Source organism: Nonomuraea roseoviolacea subsp. carminata (assembly GCF_024172185.1).
Taxonomy (GTDB): Bacteria; Actinomycetota; Actinomycetes; order Streptosporangiales; family Streptosporangiaceae; genus Nonomuraea; species Nonomuraea roseoviolacea.
On record NZ_JAMZEC010000001.1, the window covers coordinates 2,539,447 to 2,556,833 of the forward strand.

The following is a 17,387-nucleotide window of genomic DNA, read 5'->3' on the forward strand; positions in this document are numbered from 1 at the left end:
GCCGCCTACGGCGCCCGGGGCCCGACACCACCGGCTTACTTCTCGATGATCGCGAGAACGTCGCGGGCGGAGAGCACGAGGTACTCCTCGCCGCCGTACTTGACCTCGGTGCCGCCGTACTTGCTGTAGAGGACGACGTCGCCCTCGCTGACGTCGAGCGGGATCCGCTTCTCGCCGTCCTCGTCCCAGTTGCCGGGGCCCACCGCGAGGACCTTGCCCTCCTGCGGCTTCTCCTTGGCGGTGTCCGGGATGACCAGGCCGGAAGCGGTGGTCTGCTCAGCCTCAAGCGGCTGCACCACAATGCGGTCGCCGAGCGGCTTAACGGGAACCTTGGTGGCGGTCGTCACGATCGGACCTCCCCTTCAGATTTGAATGATCTAGAAGAGGCGACCAGCGGGGCCTGCCGTCGCGGGTGCCAGACCTGCCTCGTCGCACGTTGGCACTCTCAAGGGGAGAGTGCCAACAGGAAACATATGCAAGAGGGGCTTGACAGTCAACACGAACACGTTTGCTGAGAGCGATACCTCATCTTCGCAGGTCGAGACGGGGGCCCTGACCGGGGCCCCCGGGCGGGGCGCTAACGTCGTACGGCGTGGACCTGGACGCCTTCACCGAGTTGCTCACCCCGCGCGGGCAGCGCGCGCTCGCGGAGGCGGTCGAGCTCCGGGACGCCGATCCCGTGGTGGCCGCGACGAGCCTGCGCCGCACGTACGACGCCGCGCTCGCCTCGGCGGCGCTCACGCAGGCGCGGCTGAGGGAGCGGGCGCGCGCCAAGTTCGGGGCGGACGCCGAGCTGATGTACTTCACGCCGCACGGCCTGGAGCAGGCCACGCGCGCCGAGGTCGCCGCCCACCGCGCCGCCCGGCTGCTGGCCGCGTGCGCCCTTGAGCCGGCCTCTCCCAGCGCGTCGTCCCCGTCTTCCGGCGTCCCCTCCCCCGACCCGCGCTCCCCCGGCCGAGCCTCTCGCGGCCCTCGTGGCGAAGCGCTCGGGGAGGCGGGCGCGGGCATGGGCGAAGGGGCTCGCCAAGGAGACCCCGGTTCGGGCGAAGGCGCTCACCTAGGGGCAGACCCCGATTCGGACGAAGGGCCGAGGGTCGTGGACGTGTGCTGCGGCTCCGGTGGCGACCTGCTGGCGCTGGCCCGGGCCGGCTGCGTCGTGGACGCCGTCGACACCGACCCGCTGACCGTGGCCGTGGCCAGGGCCAACGCCGAGGCGTTCGGGCTGGCCGGGCGGGTCACGGTGCGGGTGGCGGACGCCGCGTCGGTCTCGCCGGAGGACTACGACGTCCTGTTCGCCGACCCGGCCCGGCGCACCTCCAGGGGGCGCACGTTCGACCCCATGGCCTACTCCCCGCCGTGGCCGGTCGTGCTCGACCTGCTCGCCCGGGCGCCGCGCGCCTGTCTCAAGGTCGCCCCGGGCATCCCGTACGAGTTCATCCCGGAGGGCGCCGAGGCCGAGTGGGTCTCGTACAAGGGCGAGGTCAAGGAGGCGTCCCTGTGGACGTCGCCGGGCCGGGAGGCCGGCCTCGTCCGGCTGGCCACGCTGCTGCCCGGCGGCCACGTCCTGCGCGACACCGGCGCCGTCGCCCCCACGGGGCCGCTCGGCCGGTACGTCTACGAGCCTGACGGAGCCGCGATCCGCGCCCATCTCGTCGGCGAGGTGGCCGAGCTGGTCGGCGGCCGGCTGCCCGACCCCATGATCGCCTACATCACCGGCGACGAGCCGGTCGACACCCCCTGGGCGGCCCGGTACGAGGTGGAGGAGGCGCTGCCGTTCTCGCTCAAGCGGCTGCGCGCCGCACTCCGCGACCGCAAAATAGGAAATGTCACTATTAAAAAGCGGGCGTCGGCCGTCGATATCGAACGCCTTCGGAGTGATCTACGACTTTCGGGCACCGAGTCCGCCGTGGTCATTCTGACCCGGATCATGGACAAGCCCACCGCCCTGATCTGCCGCCCAGGCTCCAGCGCACGACCTGCGTAAATGGCAAACCGGGGCGTTCCCCCGGCAACCACGATATTCTCCCGCGCCACTGACGCGGCTTGATCGAAAGGCTAAGGTGGGCGGGCGGGAGTTCTCCCCCTGTTGCGGTTTTCCGCGTTCTCCTTCTTCATCTGCAAACCGGACCTATCCACCGCTGCGCGATGAACCGTCGGCGAGTGAAGGAGCCTTTCGGTGGATCATTCCAACCACACCGCCCTCCTGCAGACGGGCGGCCACAGCAAGGTCCCGGAGAGGATGCGTGAGCTGCTGGCGCGCGCCGCGCAGGACCACGTCTACGAGCAGCGCACGCAGGGGGCCGTCCTCGACGAGATCCGCCAGCGGCTCGAAGGCATGGAGTGGCTGCTGCGCGAGGTGCGCGAGCGGGAGCTCGGGGGGTTGAGCGGCACGCTGGAGACGGTGAGCGGGCGCCTCGACGACATCGCCGCCAAGCCGCCCATGTGGGCCGAGGGCCTCGCCCAGCACGTCGAGGCGGTGCGCGACCACGTGGACGCCGTCGGCTCGCAGGTGGGCTCCGTGGACGCCCGGGTGGAGTCGGTCCAGCAGCGCGTCGCGCCCGTGGTGGAGCTGCCGAACATCTGGGACGACCTGACCACCATCGGCGGCGGCGTCGAGGAGACGCTGAAACGACTCCAGGCGGTCCTGGACGGCGGTGAGGGCATCGCCAGGCGGATGGGCGAGTTCGCGGCCGTCATGGCGCAGCTCGGCTCCAGCATGGAGGCCGCGGCGAGCCGGTTCACCCGGCTCGACAGGTCGCTCGCCGAGCTGACGGCGCGTACGGACCGGGTCGAAAGCCTGGTGGCCGGCCTGTCGGACGGGCTGTCCGCGGGGCTGTCGGACGGCCTGGACGACCGGCTGTCCGCCGCCGCCGAGCAGGCCGGCGCCCGGGCCGCCGCGGTCGGCGAGCAGGTCAACGCGCACGTGGACGCCGTCGCCGAGCGGCTGACCGCGCACGTGGACATCCTCACGGGCCAGGTGAGCGCCGTGACCGACCGGCTCACGACCGCCGAGCAGCGGCTGGCGGCGCGGCTGGAGGAGACGCGGCAGGAGCTCGCCGCGAGCCTGGAGGAGACCCAGCAGCACGTCTCGGTCCGCCTGGAGGAGACCCAGCAGCAGGTGGCCGGGCGGCTCGACGAGCTCGACGCGCGCATGGAGGGGGTCGAGAGCCGCCTGGGCGGGGTCGACTCCCGGCTGGGGGCGGTGGACAAGCGGATCGTCTCGCTGGACGGCCAGCTCGGCGCCCTGGACGGCCGGGTGGACGGCCGCTTCACCACGCTCGACGGCCGCCTGAGCACGCTCGACGAGCGCGCGGCGGCCGCCGGTGAGCTGCTGGGCGGCGTGGACGGCCGCGTGGCCGCGATGGAGCAGCGGGTGGCCGGCATGGACCAGCGGGTGGCGGCGGTGGACCAGCACCTCGGCGAGAGCTCGACCCGCAACGAGGCCCGCTTCAACCACCTCGACAACGACCTGGAGTCGCTGGACGAGCGGCTGAACGAGGTCGAGGAGCACCTGACGACCCGCTTCGACGCCGTGGACAGCACGGTGACGGGCCGGTTCACGACCGTCGACACGAAGCTGGCGGCCGGGTTCGACGGGGTCACGGGCCGGCTCGACCGCAGCGACAGCGCCATGGCCGCGCACTTCGCCACGGTCGACGCCAACCTGTCGGCCCGCTTCGACACGATGGACGGGCGCCTGCAGACGGTGGACGGGCTCGCCGGCCGCCTCGACGCCGTGGACACCGGACTGGCGGCGAGGTTCGACCAGGTGGGCACGAGCATCCAGAGCAGCATGCAGGCCCGCTTCGACGGCGTGGAGCGGCACCTGAGCGACCTGTCCACCCGCGCCGAGCAGTCGGGCGAGCAGCTGGAGACGGTGGACGACCACCTGGAGGCGGTCAACCAGCGGGTGAGCCAGCTCCCGGTGACGCTCGGGATCGGCGAGCGGATCGAGGAGGCGATCGCCGCCCGCTCGGCCGAGGAGGCCGAGCGGCTCGCGTCGGCGGCGGGCGCGCTCACGGAGCTGGTGCAGGCGCGGCCCGACCGCGAGGAGCTCAACCGCACCGCGAGCGACCTCACCAAGCGCCTCGGCTCGCTGGAGGAGACCATGCTCGCGCTGGCCGAGGCGCTCCTGCGTCCCACCCGGTCCAAGGACTGATCTTCTGTTACGGCACAGCCGACGTCGGCTCGCCTCTGTCGCCGGTCTTTTGGATGTGTTACGGCACGGCCGACGTCACGCGCACGCGCCGACGTCGGTTGCCGTCTGTCATGGCCGGTCGTGAGGGCTCACGGGGTGCTCGCCGTGACGGCGCGCATCCTCGGCCGCCCACGTGGTTCCGACGCGGGCCCGCGCCCGACACGGACGCCCCACCGGGAAGCCGGCCGGACGCCTCGCACGTGGGGCGCCACGGACAAGGGCGCCCCACGCCCGGCATGCCTCAGACGTGGACCGTGGTGATCGGCATCGACGAGTCGGCCGGGATCTCCAGGGTCGAGGGGGTGATGCCCGCGGCGACCAGGTCGGAGCCCAGGGCGGCCACCATGGCGCCGTTGTCGGTGCACAGGCCGGGCCGCGGGACCCGCAGCCGCACCCCCGCCGCGTCGCAGCGCTCCTGGGCCAGGGCGCGCAGCCGCGAGTTGGCCGCCACGCCCCCGCCGATGAGCAGGTCGTGCACGTCGTACTTCCGGCAGGCCTGCAGCGCCTTGCGGGTCAGCACGTCCACCACGGCCTCCTGGAAGGAGGCGGCCACGTCGGGCACGTGGATGGACTCGCCGGCCGACTCGCGCGCCTCGACCCAGCGGGCCACGGCGGTCTTGAGGCCGGAGAACGAGAAGTCGAGCGTGCCGTCGTCGATCTTGCCGCGCGGGAAGGCGACGGCCGTGCCGGAGCCCGAGGTGGCCGCCCGGTCGATGTGCGGGCCGCCGGGGAACGGCAGTCCGAGCACCCGCGCCACCTTGTCGAACGCCTCGCCCGCCGCGTCGTCCACCGTCGAGCCGAGCGAGATCACGTCCTGGGCCACGTCGGGCACCAGCAGCAGCGACGAGTGGCCGCCCGAGACCAGCATGGCGATGCACGGCTTGGGCAGCGGGCCGTGTTCGAGCTGGTCGACGGCGACGTGCGCGGCCAGGTGGTTGACGCCGTAGAGCGGCACGCCGAGGCCGAGCGCGTAGGCCTTGGCCGCGGCGACGCCGACGAGCAGGGCTCCGGCCAGGCCGGGCCCGGCCGTCACGGCGATCGCGTCGATGTCGGAGAACTTCAGACCGGCCTGCGCCAGCGCCGACTCCACGGTCGGCGTCATCGCCTCCAGGTGGGCCCGCGAGGCCACCTCGGGCACGACGCCGCCGAAGCGGGCGTGCTCGTCCATGCTGGACGCGATGGTGTTGGCCAGCAGCGTGTGGCCCCTGACGATGCCGACACCGGTCTCGTCGCAGGAGGTCTCGATGCCGAGGACCAGTGGTGCGTCAGCCATCCAGCTTCTTCCTCATCATGATCGCGTCGGTGCCGTCGTCGTAGTAGCGGCGGCGGATGCCGATCTCCTCGAACCCGAAATGCTCGTACACGCCGCGGGCGCGCGGGTTGTCGTCGCGCACCTCCAGGAAGATCTCGCGGGCGCCGCGCCGGCGCGCCTCCCGCAGCAGCTCGGCCAGCATCGCGCCGCCGACACCCGTGCCCTGGTGGGCCTGGAGCACCGCGATGGTCTGCACGTCGGCCTGGTCGGCCGCGGCGGCCAGGCCCGCGTAGCCGACGATGACCTCGTCGACCAGCGCCACGACGTAGTGGCGGGTGCGCGGCTGATCGGCCAGCTCGCCGCGCATCATGCCCTCGCTCCACGCGTCGTGCGGGAAGGTCGCCCGTTCGATCGCCATGACCGCGGGCAGGTCGCCCTCGGTCATCTGCCGGAGCCTCACGCCGTCACCCGCTTGGGCGCGCCGGGCACCACCGCGTCGGGGCGGCGCAGGTAGATCGGGCGGGCCGGGTCGAGCGGGGCGCCGGCGGCCAGGCGTTCGACGGCGAGGCCGGCCAGGGCGCCCGCGTAGGGGTAGGGCGGGTCGAGCGGCTCGCCGAGCGCGTCGGGGTAGAGGACGGCGCCCGCCCCGGCGACCGGCAGGCCCTCGACGGGCACGTCGGCGGGCCGGTCGACGGCCGGACCGCTCACGCGGGTGCGCCGGTCGGCGTACCGGGCCCAGAACACCTCCTTGCGCCGCGCGTCGGTGGCCGCGATGAACGGCTCGTCGCGACCGCTGCCGTAGGCGACGGCGTCGAGGGTGCAGATCCCGTACGCGGGGATCGCGAGGGTGGTGGCCAGCGCCTGCGCGGTCATCAGCCCGACGCGCAGCCCGGTGTACGGGCCGGGGCCGCTGCCCGCGACGACGGCGGTGACGTCGCGCAGCGCCGCGCCCGCCTCGGCGAGGACGGTCTGGATGGTGGGCGCCAGCAGCTCACCGTGGCGCCGGGCGTCGATCGTCGTCGACTCGGCGAGAACCCGATCGCCGTCGTGGAGCGCGGCGGTGACCGCAGGAGTCGCGGTGTCAAAGGCCAGGACCAGCACGACTGCTTAGCCTACCCGCCACCCGGCTCACACCTGGCCGCTCACCCGATTCCGCACGCCCCGCTTCTCCTCCCACGTGAGCGCCGGAGGCGCCGGAGGCGTCACGCCCAGCCGGTGCGGCGTCTGAGCCAGTCCAGCGCCACCGTGCCCTGCGCCCGCTGGAACGCCCGCAGCGTGGGCAGCCCCGGCGGATCCGGCTGCCGGCCCTGCCGGACGAAATAGCCGGTCATCGCGGCGACCACCGCCGTGATCGCCGGATCCGGATCGGTGACCAGCTCGTACGGCATCGGCCCGCCCTGCATGCCGACCGACGGCAGCATGCACACCCGGTCGAACCACGGCGCCCCGACGCACGCCCACGGCCAGTCCACGACGTAGACCCGGTCGCCGGAGAGCAGGATGTTGTCGGCCCGCAGGTCGGAGTGGAGGAGCGTGTCGCCGGCGGCGGCCTCGCCCCAGCCGGACTCCAGCTCGGCCAGCCGGTCGAGGTGGCGCAGCGCCCACGGGTCGAGGCCGGTGACGTCCTCCTCCACGAGCCTGCGCCAGCCCCGGAAGGAGTCGGCGGACGCCTCCGCGACGGACGGCGCGGCCACGGGCGCGGGCGTCAGCGCGGCCGACATCCGGTCGACGGCCGCGAGCACCAGGTCCAGCTCGTCGCGCCGCCACGGCATCGCCGGGTGGCGGCCCTCGACGTCCTCGAAGACGAGCACCACCCACCCCTCGGCCTCGAACGTGGTCAGCAGCCGGGGCGCGGGCACCGAGGCGGGCAGGGCGGCGGCGATCACCGCCTCCGCGCGGTAGAGGCGCACGGACTCGGGGTTCGGCTCGGGGCCGACGGCCTTGACGAACGCGCGCCGTCCGGCGGCGGTGCGCAGGCGCACGGCCGCGGCCGGGGAGAAGCCGGTGTGCTGGGTGACGGCCTCGGTCACGGGCCCGCCGAGGAAGTCCTCGACCCCGGACCGGGCCGCCGGATGCACCTGCTCCCAGGGGACCCGGCTGCCGGTGGCGGGCGGATTGGTCTCCACGCTCATGTCCCCATCATCCCGATCGCCGCAACCGGTTTCGGGGCGCGGGCGGTCAGGCGCGGGAGGCGTAGACGATGATGTTGTCGATGTACTCGCCCTTGGCGTAGTCGAACGTGCCCCCGCAGGTCACCAGCTTGAGCCCGTCGTCCACGTAGACCTTCTTGGCCGGGAAGTGGTCCTTGTGGACCTGCTCGACGGCCTCCACCTTGTACCTGGCGACCTTGCCGTCGCTGCGCTCCACCTTCACGAGCTCGCCCTTGCGCATCTTGCGCAGCTTGTAGAACACGGCGGGCGCGGTCTTGGTGTCGACGTGGCCCACGATCACCGAGGCGCCCTTCTCGCCGGGGACGGCGCTGCCGCTGTACCAGCCGGCGACCTTGGGCTTCTCGAACGGTGGCAGCTCCACCTCGCCGTCCTCGGTCAGCCCGAGCTTCATCAGCGGGGCCTCGACGTCGATGGACGGGATGTCGATGCTCTCGGGCACCACCTTCGCGGCGGCCTGCTGGGTGCCGAGCTGGGTCTTGCCGAACATGACCAGCAGGAGTCCCGTGGCGGCCCCGGCGAGCACCACGCGTCCCGGACGTGCCATGGCGTCGTCCTCGTCAGGCCCGGCTGCGGCGCTTGACCGCGATCCCGACGCCGGCGGCCAGGACGAGCCCGAGCACGATCCCGGCGGGGGCGAGCGGCAGCCCGGAGTCGTCGTCCACGTCCTTGCCGAAGGTGCCGCCGCCGCCCGCGCGCGGGGCCCGGGTGGGCACGTCGCTGGGCAGCGGCTCGGCCCGGACGACGCGCAGGGTGGCGCGGCCGGTGTCGTTGGTGCCGTCGCACTTGACGTCCACGCGGTAGGAGCCGCGCGCGATCGTGCCGGACACCTGGGCCTCGCCCCGCACCCACGGGCCGGGGCTGGGCGTGCTGGTGGTGTTGGGGCCGGGGGTCGGGACGGCCGGGTTGAGCGGCACGCCGCTGACGAACGCCCGCGAGGTGGCGGTGCCGGTGTGGGCGGGACCGCCGGTCGGCACGGGGCAGTTGGCGAGGATCCAGACCCGCGACGTCTCGCCGGCGGTGACCCGGTCGGGGTTGAGCTCGACCTTGATGGAGGCGCGGGCGGCGACCGTGGCCGTCGCGGTGGCGGTGCTCGTGGCGGTCGTGGTGGCCGTGGCCGTCGGTGTGGTCGTGGGTCCGCTGTCGGCCTGGGCCGAGCAGCCCAGCGCGCCGATCATCAGGATGGCTCCCGCGGACGCGAGTCGTCTGACACCGAGCACCAGCGCACCCCACTTCGCCGTCTTGCACCAAGCATCCACCAAAAAGGTGGACGCTGCCCCTCCTGATACCCAGAAATTCTGGGGGAATCCATCGCCAACGATCATGTTTTCCGTCATCGGCGAGATACGTCAAGGGTGACAGCATTGCCGGGCGTTGACCCGCGTTTTACTCTTGTCGCCGCTCAACCGGCGTGTCGGGTCAGACGGTCGCGTCAGGCTGTCTCGCCGGACCAGCGCGCGCCGACTCCCCGCAGGGTCACGACGCGGGCGTCGTCGCCCGTCTCGCGGTCGATGTGGATCTCCAGGCGGTCCTCCGACAGGCCCTCGACGAGCCCCTCGCCCCACTCGACGACGGTGACCGACTCCTCCAGCGAGGCGTCGAGGTCGAGGTCGTCCACCTCCAGGTCGCCGCCGAGCCGGTAGGCGTCGGCGTGGACCAGCGGCGGCCCCTGGCGCAGGGACGGGTGGACCCTGGCGATCACGAACGTCGGCGAGGTGATCGGGCCCCGCACCTTCAGGCCCTCGGCGATGCCCTGCACCAGCGTCGTCTTGCCGGCGCCCAGCGGCCCCGAAAGGACCACCAGGTCGCCGGGGCGCAGCCGGGCCGCCAGCCGGGCCCCGTACGCGCGCATGTCCTCGGCGGTCGGCAACCGCTCCGCGTTCACCGCGACTCCCCCACTTCCTACAACTCCACTCTCTTGATCAGGTCGCGCAGCACGTCGTTGACCACGCCCGGCCGTTCGAGCTGGATCAGGTGGGAGGTGTCGGGCACCTCGGTCAGCTGGGCCTTGGGCAGGACGGCCGCGATGGCGCGGCTGTGGTCGGGCGGGGTCAGCCAGTCCTTGTCGCCGACGAGGATGGCGGTCGGGACGGGGTCGAGGACATGCAGCGCGGACAGCTTGTCGTGGTTCATCAGCGCCGGGTAGAAGTCGGCGATCACCTCGGTGGGCGTCGCCCTGATCATGGACTCGGCGAAGTCGACCAGGGTGGGGCTGACGTTCTTGGAGTCGCCGAACCCGACGTAGCGGGTGATGAGGAACGCGATGTCGCTGCCCGCGTGGCGGGTGCGGTCGACGAGCGCGCCCCGGCGCCCCAGCATGGACACCGCGCCCGGCGCCACCTTGTGCACCACCTTGGACACCAGGGCGGGCAGGCCCAGCGTGATCTCGGCGAGCTTGCCCGCCGAGGTGCCGATCAGCGCCACGCCCTTGATCCGGTCGCCGAACAGCTCGGGACGGCGGTCGGCCAGCGCCATGATCGTCATGCCGCCCATGGAGTGGCCGACGAGGACGCACGGGCCGGGCACGAACCGTTCGAGCAGCTCGGCCAGGTCGTCGCCGAGCCGGTCGATCGAGGTGTCGTCGGCGGGGGCGCGCTCGGAGCGGCCGTGGGAGCGCTGGTCCCACGCCACGACCCGGTGGCTCTCGCGCAGGTCGCGGCGCTGGTAGTGCCAGGACTCCAGGTTGAGGCAGTAGCCGTGGCAGAAGACGACGGTCAGCGGCGCGTCCTCAGGCCCGTCGATCTCCACGTGCAGGGACACTCCGTCGGAGGTGGTGAGCGTGCGCTCCCGCCCCTTCAACTCGCCGAACGGCTCGGCCAGCTCGGCGTCGGGGCGCAACCTGATCCGGCCCACCGCGTAGCGTTTGGCCAGTGTCGCCGCCGCGACACCCGCCGAGGCGGCGCCGACGATGGCTCCGGCGATGCCGACCTTGCGACGCGTCGTCGTGGTCATGTCCCCGCGCCCCCTCTCACTCCTGGCTGTCGCGCACGTGGACCCGCGGCACCCGCGCGCCGATTCTCGTCACGATCTCATGCGTGATGGTGCCGAGGTTATCCGCCCACTCCTGAGCGGTGGGCTCGCCCCTCCCCCCAGGGCCGAACAGCACGACCTCCTCGCCCTCGGCCGGCAGGTCGTCACCCAGATCGATCATGAACTGGTCCATACACACGCGGCCGGTCACGAGCCTGCGGCGACCGGCGGCCAGCACCTCGGCCCGGCCGGTCGCGTGCCGCAGCACGCCGTCGGCGTAGCCGAGCGGGACCAGGCCGAGCCGGGTCTCGCCCTCGGTGACGTGCAGGTGCCCGTACGAGACGCCGGAGCCGGCCGGCACCTGCTTGACCAGCGCCAGCCGCGCCCGCAGCGTCATCGCCGGGCGCAGGCCGAAGTCGCCGAGCTCCGGGATGGGGCTCAGCCCGTACATCGCGATGCCGGCGCGGACCATGTCGAAGCGGGACCGCGGCAGCGTCATGATCGCGGCGGAGTTGGCGAGGTGGCGGATGACGTGGGAGCCGCCAGCGCCCGCCTGCTCGGCCAGCTTGAGCGCGGCCTCGAACGCGTCGATCTGCGCGTCGATCGACGGGTGGCCGGGCATGTCGGCGCACGCGAAGTGGGACCACAGGCCGACGATCTCGATGACGCCCTCGGCCTGGAGCCGGAGCGCGCGGTCCAGCAGGCCGGGCCAGGCGGCGAGCGGCGCGCCGCCCCGGCTCATGCCGGTGTCGGCCTCCAGGTGCATGCGGGCCGTGCGGCCGGTGCTCCGGGCGGCGGCGGCGATCTCGTCCAGGGTCGTCTCGGCGGAGGCCGACAGCTCGACGCCGGCCTCCAGGGCCTCCGCGACCGGCTCGCCGGGGCCGACGATCCACGACAGCACCGGCGCCGTGACGCCGGCCGCGCGCAGGGCCAGGGCCTCCCGGATGAACGCGGTGCCGAGCCGGCTCGCCCCGCCCGCCAGGACGGCCCCGGAGCACGGCACGAGGCCGTGGCCGTAGGCGTCGGCCTTGACGGCGCCCATGAGCTCGGCGCCGCCGGCGCGTTCCTTGAGCAGTGCCACGTTGTGCTCGATCGCGGCCAGGTCGACCCGCGCCTGCGCGGGCGTCGCCATCGGGATTCCCATCCCTCCAGTCTGGCAGCTCTCCCAGGTGGCCGGGCGCCATTCGCCGATCACCACGGCCGTCCGGACGCGTGCCGCCCATCCGGACGCGCGCCACCCATCCGGACGCGGACGGGCCATCCGGACGCGGACCGGCCATCCGGACGTGGACCGCCCATCCGGACGTGCGCCGGCCGTCCGGACGCGGGCCGGCTATCTCGGCGCCGGCCGCCCGGTCAGCTCGCGCCCGGTCAGCTCGCGGATCGCCGCGGGCACCGCCGCCGCCACGCCCGCCGCGTGCAGCGGGGCGCCGGAGGAGGCGATCCGCCCGGCCAGCCCGTGCAGGTACGCCGCGCACGAGCCCGCGTCGTAACAGCCGAGCCCCTGGGCGAGCAGCGCCCCCGCCACCCCGGACAGCACGTCGCCGGTGCCGCCCGTGGCCAGCCACGCGGTGCCCGTGCCGTTGACGCGTACCGGCCGGTCCGGCTCGGCCACGACCGTGGTGGACCCCTTGAGCAGCACGGTCACCCCGAGGTCGGCCGCGGCGCCGCGCGCGTGCCTCAGCCGGTCGGCCTCGATCTCGTCGCGCCCGGCGCCCGTGAGCCGCGACAGCTCGCCCGCGTGCGGGGTGACCAGCACGGGCGCGTCGCGGCCGAGCAGGTCGCGCTCCCGGGCGACGAGCGTGAGCCCGTCGGCGTCGATGAGCACGGGCACGTCGCTCGCCAGCACCTGCGCGAGCATCTCCCGCGCCCAGTCGCCCGTGCCGAGCCCGGGGCCGACCACCCATGCCTGCACCCGGCCGACGCCGTCGAGCGAGGGCCGCTCCAGCTCCGTGATCACCGCCTCGGGCCAGTGGGAGCGCACCTGCGCCACCGGCTCACCCGGCCCGGCGTAGCGGACCATGCCGGCGCCGGCCAGCAGGGCGCCGCCCACGGCGAGCACGGCGGCGCCGGTGTACTGGTCGCTGCCGGCGACGACGCCGACCACTCCCCTGCGGTACTTGTCGCTCTCCGCCGCCGGGCGCGGCAGCAGGGCGGCCACGTCGGCGCCGGTGAGCGCGACGACGTCGGGGTCGGGCAGGTAGGGGCCGAGCCCGATGTCGACCAGCTCGACCTCGCCGGCCAGGGCGGCGCCCGGATCGACGAGCAGGCCGGTCTTGCGCGCCCCCATGGTCACGGTCAGCGCGGCCCGGACGGCGGCGCCCTCCACCCGGCCGCTGCTCGCGTCCACGCCGCTGGGCACGTCCACGGCGACCGTGGGGGCCGCGGCGGCGTCGGCCGCCAGGGCGAGCTCCCGGTACGGCTCGCGCAGCGCCCCGCTCGCCCCGATGCCGACGAGCCCGTCCACGACGAGGTCGGCCCGCTCGATCGTCCCCGTCCCGGCCTCCACCGCCCTGCCTCCGGCCAGCAGGAACGCCTCCAGCCCGGCCTCGTGGGTCCGGCTGCCGGCGAGCACGGCCTCGACCCGGGCGCCGCGCCGGGCGAGCAGCGCCCCCGCGTACAGGGCGTCGCCGCCGTTGTCGCCGCTGCCGACGAGCAGGGTCACGCGGCTGCCGTACACCTTGCCGAGCATCGTCGCGCACGCGGCGGCGAGCCCGGACGCGGCGCGCTGCATGAGGGCGCCCTCGGGCAGGCGGGCCATGAGCCGGTGCTCGGCGGCTCTGATCTGGTCGGCGGTGTAGGCGGTGCGCATGATCCGAAGCTATCCCTCCGCGATCACGTAGGCCACGGCGACGCCCGCGTCATGGGTGAGGGAAAGGTGCCAGCGCTTGACGCCGAGCTCGTGGGCGACCTCGGCGGCGCGGCCTGTGACGTGCAGCTCGGGCCGGCCGCTCTCGCCGCGGCGCACCTCGGCCTCCAGGTGGCCGACCCCCCTGGGGCCGCCGAGCGCCTTGGCCACGGCCTCCTTCGCGGCGAAGCGGGCGGCCAGCGACCGCACCGGCAGGTCGCGCTCGCACTCGGTGAACAGCCGCGTCCGCAGGCCCGGCGTACGCTCCAGCGTGGCCTCGAACCGGGCGATGTCCACCACGTCCACGCCGATGCCCAGGATCATGTCCCCAGGCTAGCCGGGCGCGTCAGAAGGCACCGCGCTGCCACGGCCCCCAGATGGCGAACGACATGCCGTGCGTGGACTGGACGTTCACGTACAGGGTGTGACCGCCGGGGCCGAACGTGGACCCGGCGAACTCCGCGCCCGGGTCGCCCGCGACGGGCTCCATGCGGCAGAAGTCGAACAGCTCGCCGTGCCGGGTCAGGCCGCGCAGGAAGTTGTCGCCGTCGCCGTCCTCGCACAGCACGAGGGTGCCGCGGGGGCTGGCCGTCACGTTGTCGGGCAGGTCCAGGACCGTGGAGCGGGGCGACTCGTACACCAGCCTCAGCCGCCCGCTCCACGTCTCGTACGCCCAGACCTGGCCGCGGCCCTTGCCGAACCCGGAGGGGGCCGTGTCGCCCGGCGCGGTGGCACCGCCCTGGGTGGAGACGAAGTAGACGGTGCCCTGGTGGTGGATCGCGCCTTCGAGCCGGGAGAAGATCGCGGCGCCCTTGGCCCGGCCCTGCCTGCCGACCGCCTGGACGGCCTCGTCGTTCGACGGTCTGCCGGTGAACGTCGGGTCGGGCTCGTCGATGTCGACCCAGGTGGTGGCGTAGGTGGCGCCGTGGCGCTGGCCCGCGGACAGGTCCTCGCGCGGGGAGCCCTTGACGGCCAGCATCTGGAGCTTCCCGCCGTCGAGGAGGCGGCCGGCCTTGAGCGGGTGCTCGGGCGGCAGGTAGCGGTAGAGGCCGGAGGGGAAGCCGAAGCAGTCCTCGGTGAGGTAGAGCGCGCCCGACTCGGGGTCGAAGGCGGCCGACTCGTGCGCGAACCGCCCGGCCGACCTGATCGGCCTGGCCGTCGCGGCGCCGGTCACGGGCACCTCGAAGATGTAGCCGTGCCTGCGGGTGAGCTTGGAGTTGTCGCCGCCGGTGTGGTCGTCGCCGACGTCGGGCCCGTTGACGGTCTCCTCGCAGCTCACCCACGCCTTCCAGGGCATGGGGCCGCCGGAGCAGTTGAGCATGGTGCCGTTGAGCGACGGGGCGGCCTTGAGCACCTCGCCGTGCCGGGTGACCTGGAGGGTGACGGTGCCGCCGCCCGCCATCGGGTCGTATGCCTTGTCCTTGTCGCCGAAGGCGCCGACGGGGCCGCCGACCTCGTGGTTGCGCACGAGGTACGCGGTGTCGCGCGGGCCGGCGAACGCCGCCATGCCGTCGTGGCGGCCGGGCACGGTCGAGCCGTCGGGGAACGTGCTGCCCGCCTCGTTGAACGAGCGGTAGGCGAAGCCGTCGGGCAGGTGGAGGCGGACCTCGCCGTCGCGCTTGTCGCGTACGGGCTTCATCGGGCCGTAGCCCTTCACCTGGGTGAACGCGCCCCGTTCCGCCGCGCAGGCGACGCCCGCGAACGGTCCGGCGATGCCGGCGGCGGCCGCCACGGCGGCCCTGGCCAGGAAGCGACGACGGTCCATGAACCCTCCCGGGGACACTGGCTTCACCGAACAGTAGCCGCCCGGTGTCCCCGGCACGCCCGGTTTCGGGGAGATGACGACGGGGCGACGGCGAGGGGAAGCGCACCTTTCCCCGAACTGACTGTCGATAATCCCCACAGGTTCGTCCACAGGCTGTGGACAACTCCCCCACCCCGCCGAACCCGACGCGTCCGGCGTCGCTACGCTGCCTAGGTGAACAACGGCTACGTGGAACTGAGCAGGGAGCAGTGGAGCGATCTCCGCAAGAACACGCCCTTGACTCTCACCGCAGAAGAGCTGGAAGAGCTGCGCGGCCTCGACGACCCCATCGACCTGGTCGAGGTCACCGACATCTACCTCCCCCTGACCCGGCTGCTGAACCTGCACTACACGGGGTCCAAGCAGCGCAGTAGCGTGCTCAGCGCGTTCCTCGGCCACTCCGAGCGGCGGGTGCCGTACATCCTGGGCATCGCGGGCAGCGTCGCGGTCGGCAAGTCCACCACGGCGCGGCTGCTGCACACGCTGCTGGCCCGCTGGCCCGAGCACCCGCACGTGGAGCTGATCACCACCGACAGCTTCCTCTACCCGAACGCGGTGCTGGAGGCCAAGGGCATCATGCACCGCAAGGGCTTCCCCGAGAGCTACGACCGCAGGGCGCTGGTCCGGTTCGTGGCGGAGGTGAAGGCGGGGGCGGCCGAGGTGAAGGCCCCGATCTACAGCCACCTCGAGTACGACATCGTCCCCGGCGCGACCCAGAGCGTGAAAAGTCCGGACATCTTGATCATCGAGGGGCTGAACGTGCTCCAGCCGGCCCCGCCCACCTCGCTCGCGGTCAACGACTACTTCGACTTCTCCATCTACGTGGACGCCAAGGTCGAGGACATCCGCACCTGGTACGTCGAACGCTTCCACAAACTGCGCCGCACCGCCTTCGAGGACCCCAAGTCGTACTTCCGGTACATCGCCGAACTGTCGTACGAGGAGGCCACGAAGTTCGCCGTGGACGTCTGGCGCGACATCAACGAGCGCAACCTCGTCGAGAACATCGCCCCGACCCGGGGCCGCGCCGACCTCGTCCTGAAGAAGGGCGCCGACCACTCCGTCCGGAAGGTGCGCCTGCGCCGCACCTGACACCCGCCCCCCGCCATCGGCGAGAATGGCCCGATGCTCCACCTGCGACTGATCACCCCGTCTTCCAGCACCGCCGAGGTGACGGCGGTGCTGGAAGGCTGCGCGGGGGCCACCAACATCGTCGTCCTGCCCGGCGCCGCCCGGGAGCCGGCGGGCGACCTCGTCCTCGCCGACGTGGCCCGCGAGTCGGCCAACGAGGTGATCAGCGACCTGTCGTGGCTGCGGGAGGCCGGCTCGATCTCCGCCCACCCCATCCAGCTCTCCCTCTCCCGGGCCGCCGACGAGGCGGTGGAGGAGGCTCCCGGCGAGCCCGACGACGCGGTCGTCTGGGAGGAGCTGGCCCAGCGGGTCCACGCCGACTCGCGCATCACCTGGGCGTACCTCGCGTTCCTGGCGATCGCCACGCAGATCGCCGCGATCGGCGTGCTCCAGAAGTCCATCATCCTCATCGTCGGCGCCATGGTCCTCGGGCCGGAGTTCGGCGCGATCGCGGCCGTCTGCTTCGGCCTGCTGCGCCGGCAGTGGCGCCTGGTCACCGGCTCCTTCAGAACCCTGGTGGTGGGCTTCGCGATCGCCATCGCCGTCACCGTCGCCTGCGCGCTCGTCTCGCGCGGGCTCGGCTGGATCGACCCGTCCCACCTGCGCGGCAACGAAGAGGTCCAGTTCATCGTCAAGCCCGACCGGTGGTCGTTCATCGTGGCGCTGCTCGCGGGCGTGGCCGGGGTGCTGTCCATCACGGCCGGCAAGTCGTCGGCGCTCATCGGCGTCTTCATCTCGGTGACCACGGTGCCCGCCGCCGGCTACGCGGCCGTCGCCATCGCGCTCGGCGACTGGGCCGAGGTCTCCGGCTCCGTCTCGCAGCTCGCGGTGAACGTCGCCGGCATGGTGATCTCGGGCACCGCCACCCTCTGGGTCCAGCACAGATTCTGGCCTCAAGTAGGACGCACGTCCTCCGTGAGGCCGATGCCGCGGGGTGACGCCGGCGGGTAGTGTCCGGATCATGCACATCCTCGACACCGAGGGGCTGACCAAACGCTTCCCGACCGTCACGGCGC

At 73.3% G+C, this 17,387-nt stretch carries 17 protein-coding genes; 4 read left to right on the forward strand and 13 right to left on the reverse strand.

What is annotated here, in order from left to right:
* Positions 1-35: 35 nt before the first annotated feature.
* On the reverse strand, positions 36-347 hold the full coding sequence (gene groES, locus HD595_RS11410) for a co-chaperone GroES (RefSeq protein WP_175587862.1): 312 nt from the start codon (positions 345-347) through the stop codon (positions 36-38).
* A 245-nt stretch (positions 348-592) separates the two neighbouring features.
* Here groES and HD595_RS11415 point away from each other — a divergent pair, with 245 nt between their 5' ends.
* Both HD595_RS11415 and HD595_RS11420 read left to right on the forward strand, forming a co-directional pair.
* Positions 593-1,984: a class I SAM-dependent methyltransferase gene (locus HD595_RS11415; protein ID WP_253768342.1), complete on the forward strand. Its 1,392-nt coding sequence runs from the start codon at positions 593-595 to the stop codon at positions 1,982-1,984.
* 192 nt (positions 1,985-2,176) lie between these two features.
* A complete protein-coding gene (locus HD595_RS11420) occupies positions 2,177-4,159 on the forward strand; it encodes a hypothetical protein (protein ID WP_253768344.1) in 1,983 nt (660 codons plus the stop codon).
* Between the two features lie 280 nt (positions 4,160-4,439).
* Here the strand turns inward: HD595_RS11420 and tsaD are convergent, their stop codons facing one another.
* The 12 genes from tsaD to HD595_RS11480 all read right to left on the reverse strand — a co-directional run bounded on the left by tsaD (position 4,440) and on the right by HD595_RS11480 (position 15,201).
* Positions 4,440-5,471 carry a tRNA (adenosine(37)-N6)-threonylcarbamoyltransferase complex transferase subunit TsaD gene (gene tsaD, locus HD595_RS11425; RefSeq protein WP_253768346.1) on the reverse strand — a complete coding sequence of 344 codons (1,032 nt, stop codon included), beginning with the start codon at positions 5,469-5,471 and terminating at the stop codon, positions 4,440-4,442.
* Complete coding sequence (gene rimI / locus HD595_RS11430; protein WP_253781128.1) at positions 5,464-5,895, reverse strand: ribosomal protein S18-alanine N-acetyltransferase; 432 nt, start codon at positions 5,893-5,895, stop codon at positions 5,464-5,466. The genes tsaD and rimI overlap by 8 nt, the downstream gene beginning before the upstream one ends.
* Before the next feature lie 11 nt (positions 5,896-5,906).
* Positions 5,907-6,551 (reverse strand): tRNA (adenosine(37)-N6)-threonylcarbamoyltransferase complex dimerization subunit type 1 TsaB, encoded by a 645-nt coding sequence (gene tsaB, locus HD595_RS11435; protein ID WP_253768348.1) that lies wholly within the window; start codon positions 6,549-6,551, stop codon positions 5,907-5,909.
* A gap of 101 nt (positions 6,552-6,652) precedes the next feature.
* Complete coding sequence (locus tag HD595_RS11440) at positions 6,653-7,582, reverse strand: aminoglycoside phosphotransferase family protein (protein WP_253768350.1); 930 nt, start codon at positions 7,580-7,582, stop codon at positions 6,653-6,655.
* A gap of 46 nt (positions 7,583-7,628) precedes the next feature.
* Positions 7,629-8,165 carry a class F sortase gene (locus HD595_RS11445; protein WP_253768352.1) on the reverse strand — a complete coding sequence of 179 codons (537 nt, stop codon included), beginning with the start codon at positions 8,163-8,165 and terminating at the stop codon, positions 7,629-7,631.
* A 13-nt stretch (positions 8,166-8,178) separates the two neighbouring features.
* A complete protein-coding gene (locus HD595_RS11450; RefSeq protein ID WP_253768354.1) occupies positions 8,179-8,796 on the reverse strand; it encodes a hypothetical protein in 618 nt (205 codons plus the stop codon).
* 254 nt (positions 8,797-9,050) lie between these two features.
* Positions 9,051-9,503, reverse strand: coding sequence for a tRNA (adenosine(37)-N6)-threonylcarbamoyltransferase complex ATPase subunit type 1 TsaE (gene tsaE, locus HD595_RS11455; RefSeq protein ID WP_308211119.1), 453 nt, complete (start codon positions 9,501-9,503; stop codon positions 9,051-9,053).
* 17 nt (positions 9,504-9,520) lie between these two features.
* On the reverse strand, positions 9,521-10,570 hold the full coding sequence (locus HD595_RS11460) for an alpha/beta fold hydrolase (RefSeq protein ID WP_253768356.1): 1,050 nt from the start codon (positions 10,568-10,570) through the stop codon (positions 9,521-9,523).
* Positions 10,571-10,586: 16 nt separating this feature from the next.
* Positions 10,587-11,720 (reverse strand): alanine racemase, encoded by a 1,134-nt coding sequence (alr, locus tag HD595_RS11465; protein ID WP_253781130.1) that lies wholly within the window; start codon positions 11,718-11,720, stop codon positions 10,587-10,589.
* A 201-nt stretch (positions 11,721-11,921) separates the two neighbouring features.
* Positions 11,922-13,400, reverse strand: a complete 1,479-nt coding sequence (locus HD595_RS11470; RefSeq protein WP_253768358.1) for an NAD(P)H-hydrate dehydratase — start codon at positions 13,398-13,400, stop codon at positions 11,922-11,924.
* Positions 13,401-13,409: 9 nt separating this feature from the next.
* Positions 13,410-13,760, reverse strand: coding sequence for a holo-ACP synthase (locus HD595_RS11475; protein ID WP_253768360.1), 351 nt, complete (start codon positions 13,758-13,760; stop codon positions 13,410-13,412).
* Between the two features lie 22 nt (positions 13,761-13,782).
* Complete coding sequence (locus tag HD595_RS11480; protein WP_253768362.1) at positions 13,783-15,201, reverse strand: alkaline phosphatase PhoX; 1,419 nt, start codon at positions 15,199-15,201, stop codon at positions 13,783-13,785.
* Between the two features lie 228 nt (positions 15,202-15,429).
* Here HD595_RS11480 and coaA point away from each other — a divergent pair, with 228 nt between their 5' ends.
* Together coaA and HD595_RS11490 are read left to right on the forward strand one after the other, a co-directional pair.
* A complete protein-coding gene (gene coaA / locus HD595_RS11485; protein WP_253781131.1) occupies positions 15,430-16,332 on the forward strand; it encodes a type I pantothenate kinase in 903 nt (300 codons plus the stop codon).
* 33 nt (positions 16,333-16,365) lie between these two features.
* Positions 16,366-17,322 (forward strand): DUF389 domain-containing protein, encoded by a 957-nt coding sequence (locus tag HD595_RS11490; RefSeq protein WP_253768364.1) that lies wholly within the window; start codon positions 16,366-16,368, stop codon positions 17,320-17,322.
* Positions 17,323-17,387 lie beyond the last annotated feature (65 nt).